An 888-nucleotide genomic window follows, 5' to 3' on the forward strand; every position below is an offset into this window, starting at 1 on the left:
GGCGCGGAACGCGCCAGCCTGAACGGGCCGCCGATTCCATCGCGCCGGACCGAATTCCTTTTCCCGCCTGCCACTTCAGTAATAAAACAATTCGGTATCCTGATCTAAATCGGTGCACGTGGTGCAAATGAGGGTAAGTCATGAAACGAATCCATGCCGCATTCCTTGCCGCAGTGTTGAGCGCTACGATTGCGCCAGAATGTCAGGGGCAGTACACAACCGACTGGTTAGCGAATACGTTTGGGACTAACGCAACTCATGTAGGCAACGCCGCCCGGTCCATGTGGGTTGCGCCTGAAGGGGTCATCTACACATCGTCTCTGTGGGATGAAAACGAAGGTGGAGTCGCGATATACCAGAATGAACAAAGCATCGGTTCTATCGGCGCGCATGGCGATTTTCAGGGCAGTGCGATCACAGGCAATTCGACTGATCTTTTCGTTGCGCTTCAGTTCAACAAGGCCTTCGGCAGTGGCGCGATCGGACGATATGCTCGAGCGAGCAAGACTCGCGATCTGCTGATCAACGTCAGCGCGGATAGGGGTCAAGCGTTTCACCGCCGTCACTGGCATCGGCAAAGACTCCCTTGGCAATCTGTACGTGCTCAATAACCCGTGGGGCGGAACATGGGATCTTGGTCGCGCAGCCGGCACGGACATTCACTCCTACAGCGCTTCAGGTACGTTGCAATGGAAGCTTCAGTCCCTTAACTTTGAGGGGATCGCCGCTCCGGATCCGGGTACAGACGGCGCCCTTTTCTATGGCGGCACCAACATCTACACTGGCTCCGCTGGAGGAACCTTCGTAGCGAATACCGTCGATCCAATCGACTATCCATCCGATCCACGAATCAACATCAATGATCCCGGACGCGGTGAGCACTTCGGT

The 888-nt window shown here is 55.7% G+C and carries 1 pseudogene; it reads left to right on the top strand.

Features of this window, described 5'->3' with window-relative positions:
• Window positions 1-140: 140 nt before the first annotated feature.
• A pseudogene (locus tag M3I54_RS44415) lies at window positions 141-888 on the top strand (hypothetical protein); the annotation flags it as partial.

This window comes from Paraburkholderia sp. CNPSo 3274 (assembly GCF_024206475.1).
Taxonomy (GTDB): domain Bacteria; phylum Pseudomonadota; class Gammaproteobacteria; order Burkholderiales; family Burkholderiaceae; genus Paraburkholderia.